Origin of the sequence: Actinoplanes sp. NPDC048791 (assembly GCF_040650095.1) — a bacterium.
Classification (GTDB): Bacteria; Actinomycetota; Actinomycetes; order Mycobacteriales; family Micromonosporaceae; genus Actinoplanes.
The window spans coordinates 1-9,018 of sequence record NZ_JBEZGQ010000279.1 but is presented as its reverse complement, the minus strand read 5'-3'; the positions used below and the strand labels follow the sequence as shown (position 1 = coordinate 9,018).

7 protein-coding genes are annotated in these 9,018 nt (G+C 72.0%); 3 read left to right on the top strand and 4 right to left on the bottom strand.

Features of this window, described 5'->3' with window-relative positions; translation table 11 throughout:
* Positions 1-114 precede the first annotated feature (114 nt).
* Entirely contained in the window at positions 115-336 is a 222-nt protein-coding gene (locus AB0C29_RS20955; protein ID WP_360822465.1) for a hypothetical protein, read from the top strand.
* Between the two features lie 33 nt (positions 337-369).
* On the top strand, positions 370-1,257 hold the full coding sequence (locus AB0C29_RS20950) for a bifunctional helix-turn-helix transcriptional regulator/GNAT family N-acetyltransferase (RefSeq protein WP_360822463.1): 888 nt from the start codon (positions 370-372) through the stop codon (positions 1,255-1,257).
* Here AB0C29_RS20950 and AB0C29_RS20945 read toward each other — a convergent pair.
* Positions 1,251-4,073: an aminotransferase class III-fold pyridoxal phosphate-dependent enzyme gene (locus AB0C29_RS20945; RefSeq protein ID WP_360822461.1), complete on the bottom strand. Its 2,823-nt coding sequence runs from the start codon at positions 4,071-4,073 to the stop codon at positions 1,251-1,253. The genes AB0C29_RS20950 and AB0C29_RS20945 overlap by 7 nt on opposite strands.
* 156 nt (positions 4,074-4,229) lie before the next feature.
* Between AB0C29_RS20945 and AB0C29_RS20940 the strand changes: the two genes are divergently transcribed.
* Positions 4,230-5,693: a protein adenylyltransferase SelO gene (locus AB0C29_RS20940; protein WP_360822459.1), complete on the top strand. Its 1,464-nt coding sequence runs from the start codon at positions 4,230-4,232 to the stop codon at positions 5,691-5,693.
* 7 nt (positions 5,694-5,700) lie between these two features.
* Here the strand turns inward: AB0C29_RS20940 and AB0C29_RS20935 are convergent, their stop codons facing one another.
* The 3 genes from AB0C29_RS20935 to AB0C29_RS20925 all read right to left on the bottom strand — a co-directional run.
* Positions 5,701-6,558, bottom strand: coding sequence for a hypothetical protein (locus tag AB0C29_RS20935; protein WP_360822457.1), 858 nt, complete (start codon positions 6,556-6,558; stop codon positions 5,701-5,703).
* An 11-nt stretch (positions 6,559-6,569) separates the two neighbouring features.
* A complete protein-coding gene (locus AB0C29_RS20930) occupies positions 6,570-7,064 on the bottom strand; it encodes a SigE family RNA polymerase sigma factor (RefSeq protein WP_360822455.1) in 495 nt (164 codons plus the stop codon).
* Positions 7,065-7,136: 72 nt separating this feature from the next.
* Positions 7,137-9,018, bottom strand: a 1,882-nt coding sequence (locus AB0C29_RS20925; RefSeq protein ID WP_360822453.1) for a rhamnogalacturonan lyase, incomplete at its 5' end; no start/stop codon positions are given.

Below are 9,018 nucleotides of genomic sequence, written 5' to 3'. Positions count from 1 at the left end.
CGGCGAGGACTGTCCCCGACGGTCGCCGAGGGCGCGGCCGTAGCGCTGGTCGAGCTGCTCGCCCGTACCCGTGGCGAGCTTTCCCGACCGCGCAGCCGGGCGTAACCTGCCCGGATGGGAGAAATCGTGCCGTGGCTGGTGTCCGCCGCCGTTCTCGCGGCAGTCCTCGGCGCCCTCGCGTGGCTCGCGGCCCGCACTCGGCGGCGGGGCGTCGGCCAGGAGCTGATGGGGCCGGTCGACCTCATCTATCGCCCGCACACCCACCAGATCAACATCGAGAAGAAGACGCGCGAGGAGCGCATGGTCGCGCAGCCCTCGGCCGACGATAATCTCTGACCTGAGTCAGAGATTTCACGCTAGCATCGCCCGATGGACGCTGCTGCCCTCGCTCAGGTCGAGACGGTCCGCGACTTCAACCGCTACTACACCCGCCGCCTGGGCGTGCTGACCGACCGTTATCTCGGCCAGGACCGCCCGCTCAGCGAGGCCCGGCTGCTCTACGAGATCGGCGAGCAGGCCGACGTCCGCGACCTGCGGTCCCGGCTCGGCCTGGACTCCGGCTACCTCAGCCGGCTGCTGCGCTCACTGCAGGAGCAGGGCCTGGTCCGGACCCGCGCGCACCCGGCGGACCGGCGGGTCCGCGTCGCCGAGCTGACCGAGGCCGGGGTACGCGAACGCGCCGACCTCGACGCGCGCTCCCGGGCGGGCATCAGTGACCTGCTGGAGCCGCTCTCCGCCGCCCAGCGCCGGCAACTCGTCGACGCCCAGGAGCAGATCCGGCGCCTGTTGCGGCTGGCCACGGTCACGGTGCGGCCGGTCGACGCCGGCTCCCCCGACGCCCAGCAGTGCCTGCGCGCGTACGCGTCGGAACTGGCCGTCCGCTTCCCGGAGGGGTACGACGACGCGGCGCTCGTGGATCCCGGCGACCTGACCGGCGAAGACGGGGCGCTGCTGGTCGCGTACGAGGAAGATCGGCCTGTGGGTTGTGGCGCGTGGCGCCGCCTCGGTGACGGGATCGCCGAGATCCGCCACCTGTGGGTCGACGCGCGGGCGCGGGGCCTGGGGCTCGGGCGGCGGCTGCTGGAACGGGTGGAGGCCGACGCGCACGCGCACGGCGTGACGACGCTGCGGCTGGGCACCCACACCGCTCTCACCGAGGCCATCGCCCTGTACCGGGCAGCCGGGTACCGGGAGATCCCGCCCTACGACCGGTCGCCTTACAACCAGCTGGCGTTCGAGAAGCAGCGGGCTCAGTAGCTGCGTTCCAGGCGGGGGCGGCCCAGCACGAAGCCGTGCTTCTCCGCGACCGTGGAGATGGTCTCCACCTGGTCGGCCGAGATCTGCCCGTAGCTGTAGTGGGTGTGGATGCCTTCCAGCCCCAGGAGCACGGTCTCGGCCATGCAGGCGAAGGAGAGGCCGGGCTCGAGCGGGATCCCGCCGATCACGAAGTCCGGGTCGGCCGGCAGTTGCACCACGCCGCCCTGGATGACGGTGACGTCGGGGCGCTCGGCCAGCACGGAGGCATCGGTGTCCATCGGCACCGAGATGTCGCAGATGACCACCCGCTGCGGTCCCAGCATGCCGGGGAAGATCAGCGGCTCGGCGGAGTTGCTCGCTCCCAGGACCAGGTCGGCCCGGGCCAGGCCGTCGAGGTCGGTCTCGATCCGCAGCGGGGCTTCGACGGGGCCGGCGGTCAAAGCGTCGTGCAGCCGGCGGATGGCGTCCTCGGTCCACGGCTGCGGCGGCAGCGCCACGAACGACGGGTGACGCGAGATGCTGCCCGCCAGGCCGCGCAGTTGTGCGGCGCGGTTCGCCGTACGGGCCTGGTCGATGCGCTTCAGTGCACGGGCGTAGATCCGCTGGGCCGCCTTGAACACCGCCTCCTCGCGGCCGGGCCGCCCGATCAGCAGCAGACTCGGCACCCGGTCGGAGATCAGCTCGCTGTAGATGCTGGCGATGTTGCCGTTCGCCCCGACCGCCGCGAACCGGGCGCTCTCCAGCGGAATCCCCCGTTCGGCGGCGGCCCGCTCGATGGCCCGCAGGCCCATCCCGACCGTCAGCGCGTTGCCGGTGGTCAGCGCGAGGTGATCGGGCGGCAGGGACTGGGCGTTCGCCGTCACGATGGAGTTGTAGCCGCCGAGGCCCAGGGCGACACACCCGGCCGCGGCCGAATCCTGCACGGCCTCGGCGATCACCGCGCGGGTGCGAGTGCCGTCGCCGAAGATGTTCCGGCTCATCTGCAACGACGACGCCAGCACGCCGAGGAAATTGAGCTGCACCTTGGCCCCGGTGCCGGAGGTCACCGTCCGGCGGTCGGTCAGCTCGGCCTTCAGGTACGGGCCGACGCGCTCCAGGTAGTCACCGAGCTGCTCAGCGGTGAACAGCTCGAAGCTCGGGTCCCAGAGCGCCATGTCCGACGCGGTGATGAAGTGCCCGACGAAGGCCACCTGCGGCAACGACGGGTCGTGGGCGTCCCAGGCGAGCTCGCGCCGGTAGTCCGCGACGGGCGAGCCGCTCGGGGCGGCCACGATGAACCGGGTCAGCTGGTAGGCGTTCGCCTTGCGGATGACCTCGCACGCCGTCTCCAGCGCGCGCAGCAGGAGGGCGCCTTCCGCGCGGGACAGCGTCGCGGCGGGTTCCAGGCGCAGTGTGTTCGGGTTCGACAGGGTGGGGGCTACCCGTACGCCGTGCTCGTGCAGCAGATAGCCGGTCAGGGCGTAGCCGAGCAGCCGCTGCGCGTCGAGCAGGCGGACGGCCCGCGACGGGTTGGCCGACTGGTCGGCGAACTCGACGCCGATCATGAGGCCCACCCCGCGGATCTCCGCCAGCACCTCGGGATAGCGGCGCCGCAGCTCCTCCAGTTCGCCGAGCAGCCACTCGCCGGTCCGCGCGGCCCGGCCCATGAGTCCTTCGCCGTCGAGCACCCGGAGGGCCTCCAGGGCGACGCCCGCGCTGAGGTCGTCCTCCGCGAAGGTGGAACTGTGGATCTCGCCGAACCGCCGGCGGTACTGCGCCCGCCGGATGAGCAGCGCGCCGGCCTTCATCAGCCCGCCGCCGAGGCTCTTGGCCAGCAGGACGTAGTCCCCGCGGACCCCGGACTGCTCGCTGAAGCAGAAGCTGCCGGTGCGGCCCATCCCGGACTGGATCTCGTCCAGCACCAGCGGAACGCCCTCGTCCCGGGCCGCGCCGGCGAAGGCCCGCAGCTGGTCGGCGGTCAGCACCCGGATGCCGCCCTCGCCCTGGATCGGCTCGACGAAGAACGCGGCGACGGTCGAGAACGGGCGAGGCCGCAGCACCAGCGCGGCCCCCGAGACCGTGACCTCGTAGCGGGTGCGTCGGCACTCGCGCAGGTGCCCGGCGAGCGACGCGGGGCCGTCGACGAACCGGGTCGAGCCCTGGTCGAAAGGACCGCGATAGGCGTCGTGGTGGGTGAGCTGAACCGCACCCATCGTCTTGCCGTGAAACGCACCGGCCAGGGCCAGGAATTGCGGTGCTTCGGCGGTCAGCCGCTCATTGTGGGCGATGAGAAAGTCGAGGGCGGCCCGGGTGCGCCGGTCCCCCGGATAACCGAGGTCACGCAACGCGGTCCACGCGGCGTCGTCGAGTTCCGGGAGTTGACGGACGAGCTGCGCGGCCTTCTTCACCAGCCGCTGCTGGTGTTCCGCCGCGTTCTCCCGCCAGGCCAGTTCCGCGTGCTTGACCGCGGCCTCGACCGTTTCCGCACCCGAATTCGCGAAGGTGACGACGTACTCGTCCCCGTCGCCACCGACCCGGGCGGACAGCTCCCGGGCCAGCTCAGCGGTCATCGACCGGATCGAGCCCTGGGCCTGCACCGGGACCCGGCCGGCGATGAGCCCGGTCAGCCGGGCGGTCAGTTCCGGGTGGTAATGGCCGAAGAAATTGGCGCCGTACCCGCCGACCGCGTCGAGGACCCGGGACGGGCCCGAGCCGTTGTCACAATAGAGCCAATTGCCTTCGGCCCGGGTGTACGAGACGTCGAGGCGCAACGAGCGCAACAGGCCGCCGAGCCAGGGCCGGACATAGGACTCGTACGTTTGTGACTGCAGACTCAAGGCCATTCCCTTTGCACCGTCATAGGGCACTCAAGGGCGTCCTTGCCCGCGGTCCACAAGTGTTACCGAGCGTGGTCGGCCGCGATACCCGACGTTCGGTGTGACCTCCTCGGCCGCCGGTCCGGAACCGGACACCGTCCGACGTACCCTCGAAGCGTGAGCATCGCACCGCCGTCGACCGTCGTCCTGGACAACCGCTTCGCAACGGAACTCGCCGGCCTGGCGATCCCCTGGCAGGCCGAGGAGACGCCGGAGCCGCGGCTGCTCGTGCTCGACGAGGCGCTCGCCGCCGAGCTGGGCCTCGACCCCGCTCAGCTGCGCAGCCCCGAGGGCATCCGGCTGCTGACCGGCACCGCCGTCCCCGACGGCGCCACCCCGGTCGCGCAGGCCTACGCCGGGCACCAGTTCGGCGGCTACTCCCCGCGGCTCGGCGACGGGCGCGCGCTGCTGCTCGGCGAGCTCGTGGACGCCGACGGCACCGTCCGTGACCTTCATCTCAAGGGCTCCGGGCGCACCCCGTTCGCCCGGGGCGGTGACGGCCTGGCCGCGGTCGGCCCGATGCTCCGCGAGTACGTGGTCAGCCGGGCCATGCACGCCCTGGGCATCCCGACCACCCGCGCCCTGGCCGTGGTGGCGACCGGGCGCACGGTCCACCGCGAGACCCCGCTGCCGGGAGCCGTGCTGGCCCGGGTCGCCGCCAGCCACCTGCGGGTCGGCACGTTCCAGTTCGCCCGGGCCACCGGCGACGCCGAGTTGCTGCGCCGGCTCGCCGACCACGCGATCGCCCGGCACCACCCGCACGCCGCCGAGGCCGAGCAGCCGTATCTCGCCCTGTTCGAGGCGGTCGTCGCCGCGCAGGCGTCGCTGGTGGCGCAGTGGATGCTCGTCGGCTTCGTGCACGGTGTCATGAACACCGACAACATGACGATCTCCGGCGAGACCATCGACTACGGACCGTGCGCGTTCATGGAGGCCTTCGACCCCGCGACGGTCTACAGCTCCATCGACCACGGCGGGCGTTACGCGTACGGGAACCAGCCGGCCATCGCTGAATGGAACCTGGCCCGGCTCGCCGAGGCCCTGCTGCCGCTCCTGCACGACGACCAGGAGCAGGCCGTCGCCCTCGCGGTGGAGTCCCTCGGCGGCTTCCGGCCCGCGTACAACGCGGCATGGTCGGCCGGTATGCGCGCCAAGCTGGGGCTGCCCGACGGTGTCGACGCCACTGTGGTGTCGCCGCTGGTCGACGACCTGCTCGCCCTGCTGCACGCCGACCACGTCGACTTCACGTCGTTCTTCCGTACCCTGGCCGGCGCCGCCCGCGGTGACGCCGAACCGGCCCGCCGCCTCTTCATCGACCTGGCCGCCGTCGACGCCTGGGTGGCGCGCTGGCACGCCCTGGGCCCGGACGCCGACGCGATGCAGCGGGTCAACCCCGTCTACATCCCGCGCAACCACCTGGTCGAGGAGGCCCTGGCCGCGGCCACGGACGGCGACCTGGATCCGCTGGAGCGGCTGGTGGCGGCCGTGAGCGAGCCCTACGACGAGCGCCCGGACCTCGAGCGGTACGCCGCACCGGCACCGCAGGACTTCGGTGCCTACCAGACGTTCTGCGGCACCTGAGTCCCCGTCAGTTGAGGTGGAAGCGGTCGTCGGTGGCCAGCGCGGCCAGCTGCGACGCCGTCAGCGGCAGCTTCGTCAGCGGCGGCTGGACGTTCTCGCCGTTGGTGGCAGTACGGCTCTGCGCCACGTAGACCACGATGCCGTCCGGGTACCGGTAGGCCGCCCACTGCTCCACCCCGCTGGTCCCGGCCGGAACCCGCGACACGCCCACCTTGGCTTTGCCGACGGTGACCACGTCGCAGTCACCCTTCAGCCCCCAGAACTGCCGGGCCAGGGCGCACGGCTCCGTGGGCAGGCCGTTGTTCTTGGTGTGCACCTCGGCCAGCAACGACCCCGCCCGGCCACCCTTGGCAATCGCCGCCTGGGCCAGATAGCCCCAGGTCGCTCCGGTGTTGTCACCCTCCACCTGGGCCTGGTGATCGCGCAGCGGGATGCCGTCCTTCGACTCGCCGGTCGGTGTGCTCCAGCCGTCGGGGACAACGGCCAGCAGCTCGTCGAGGAGCTTCTTGCCCTGCTCGTAGCGCTCACCCGAGCGGGCGGTGGCATCCTCCTGCGGCTGGCCGTTGCCGTCGATCGGCCAGGCCGGCTTGGTGCTGTCGCCACCCGCCGAGGGGGTCGGCATGGCCGACGGCACCCCACCGCCGGCCCAGGGCGTCTCCTCGCCGTCCGAGGCGAGCCGCAGGCCCTGTGGCACGGCCACGGCGGTCACCGCGATCATCGCCGCGGTCGCCCCGGCACCGGCGAGCGTCGCCCGCCGGCGTACGGCCCGGCGGCCGGCGGTCAGGGCCGTGGCCGACTCCATCGGGGGCGGCGGGGTGAGGGTCATGCTGGCGCGCATGGCTTCGCGCAGGTCGTTCTCGTTCACGATGCCTCTTCTCATTCGGCGGTGACGGGGTGGGACATCAACGTCCGGAGGGCGTCCAGGCCACGCGCCGCCTGGCTCTTGACCGTGCCGGCCGTACAGCCGAGGACAGCCGCGGTCTCGTCGACCGACATGTCCTCCCAATAACGCAGGACCAGCACGGCCCGCTGCCGGGGCGGCACCCCGGCGAGCGCCTGCAACAGCATCAGCCGGTCATCGGCCGACCCCGGCGGGGCCGCCAGCTCGATCGGCGTCTCCCGCGGCCGCTCCCGCCGCCACCAGCCCCGGCGGCCGTCGTCGATGAAGGTGCGGATCAGCACCTGCCGGACGTACGGATCCAGCGCCTCGTGCCGCGCCACCCGGTGCCAGTGCGTGTACAGCTTCGTGAACGCGGTCTGCACCAGATCCTCGGCCCGGTGCCAGTCCCCGCAGAGCAGGAACGCCGTCCCCCGCATGGCCCCCGACCGGGCCGCGAAATACTCGGCGAACGCCGCGTCGCGATCGCTCATGCCCACCCCTATCCGTTCGGTCGGGACAATCACGAGACCGGACCGGCGGAAGGTTGCACGAACCGCGGGGAATTACAACGCGCGGCGCAGCGGCACGTCCCGCCAGTCGGTGTCCGAGGCCAGATAGAAGCCCGGATACGACGGCTGGTTGTAGGTCGTCTGCTGGCGGGCCACCTCGACCCGGTACTGCGGATCGTGCATGAGCGTGTAGAGCTTGTGCCCGGTGACCTCGGTGCTCAGGTAGATCCGGACCGCCGTGCTGTCCGCCGTGCGGACCAGGAGTTCCTCGCGCCAGTCGCCCAGGATGTCGGCGACCAGGGACGGGTTGCCCTTGGTGCCGTTGTTGGTCAGCGTGCCCGTCGCGGTCAGCAGAGTGCCGCGCCGCCAGTCGTCGATGGTCGGGGTTACCTCGCCCGCGCCGTTGACCAGTTGGGTGGTCAGGTCGCCGGCCCAGCGGATGCTCTGGTTGGTGCCCGGCACCGGCCCGGGCAGCACTGCGCCCGCCGCCGTGTGCAGGCCGGACGCCTCTGAGCCGCCGGGCATGCTGGCCCAGGACTCGATGCCGCGGACCTCCGGCAGCACGTCGCCGATCATTCCGCGCCCGGTGTCGCGCCCGGAGTACGTGCCGGAGAGCACCTCGCCGGTGGCCGCGTCGCGCAGGGCCATGCCGTACGGGGCGCCGGTGCCGTTCTCGTGGACCGTGAACGTCTCCAGGCCGGGCCGGTCCGGGTTGATGTCCGTGACGTGCATGGCGTCACCGTGGCCGAGCCGGACCCGCTGCCCCGGCGCCGCGCTGCCCTCGGGGAGGGTGTCGAACGAGGAGTACAGCAGGCTGCCGTCGTCGTCGATGGTCGCGGCGCCGTACACGATCTCCTGGCGGCCGTCGCCGTCCACGTCGGCCGCGCTCAGCGAGTGGAAGCCCTGGTTGGTGAGGGTGGCGTAGCGCGGGTCGGTGCCGTCGCGGCCGTGCGGGTTGTCGTTGAACGGGTTGCTCATCGGGGTCCAGCCGCTGTCCACGTACCAGTTCTCGGTCAGCCGGCGGCCGTCCCAGCGGTACGCGACCAGCGTGGTGCGGGTGTAGTAGCCACGGGCGAACACGGCCGACGGGTGCCGGCCGTCGAGATAGGCCACCCCGGACAGGAACCGGTCGACGCGGTTGCCCGGCTCGATCCGCGGCAGCGCATAGTCGCCCCACATCAGCCCGTCGTCGTGCCGTCCGGGCTTGTAGCGCACGGTCTGCAGCTCGCGGCCGGTCTCGCCGGCGAACACCGTCAGATACTCCGGGCCGTCGAGGATGAAGCCCTCGAACGCGCGCAGGTTGTTGCGGGCGCTGCGGGACGGGGCGTACACGTCGATGAAGTAGTCGACCAGGGCCTCGGCGTCGGCGCGCGACAGCGGGTACGCGTACCGCGGCGCGATGCCGAACGCGGCCTCCAGCGTCGCCGGCCAGCGCCCGGCCACCACCTCGGGGTGCGCGGTCCAGCCCTGGAACATCGTCACCAGGTACTCGCGGTAGCCGGCCGCGCTGAGCCGGTAGTCGTCGGAGTGCCGGTAACCGGCGCGCACGTCGGCGCGGGGCATCGTGATGTGACGCCGGGAGACCTCACGGCCCGTGGCGTCGTACCGGATCACGCTGGTGCCCGGCGCCGTCTTGAGCATGAGCTCGGCGCGGCCGTCACCGTCGAAGTCGTACACCGGGAACTGGGTGTAGTGCGCCCCGGCCCGGATGTTGACGCCCAGGTCGATCCGGTAGAGCAGGGTGCCGTCCGCCCGGTACGTGTCCAGGTAGACCGGTCCGGTGTAGCCGACCAGCGAGACGTCCTTGGAGTTCGAGGGGTCCCACTTCACGACGTACTCGTACTGCCCGTCACCGTCGACGTCGCCGACGCTCATGTCGTTGGCCGTGTAGGTGTAGGTCTGCCCGCTCGGGGTCACGCCGTCGGCGGGCTTGCGC

Coding starts and splice junctions, on each gene's coding strand:
- AB0C29_RS20955 (WP_360822465.1), top strand. CDS start 115: ATGGGAGAAATCGTGCCGTGGCTGGTGTCCGCCGCCGTTCTCGCGGCA.
- AB0C29_RS20950 (WP_360822463.1), top strand. CDS start 370: ATGGACGCTGCTGCCCTCGCTCAGGTCGAGACGGTCCGCGACTTCAAC.
- AB0C29_RS20930 (WP_360822455.1), bottom strand. CDS start 7,064: ATGAGCGATCGCGACGCGGCGTTCGCCGAGTATTTCGCGGCCCGGTCG.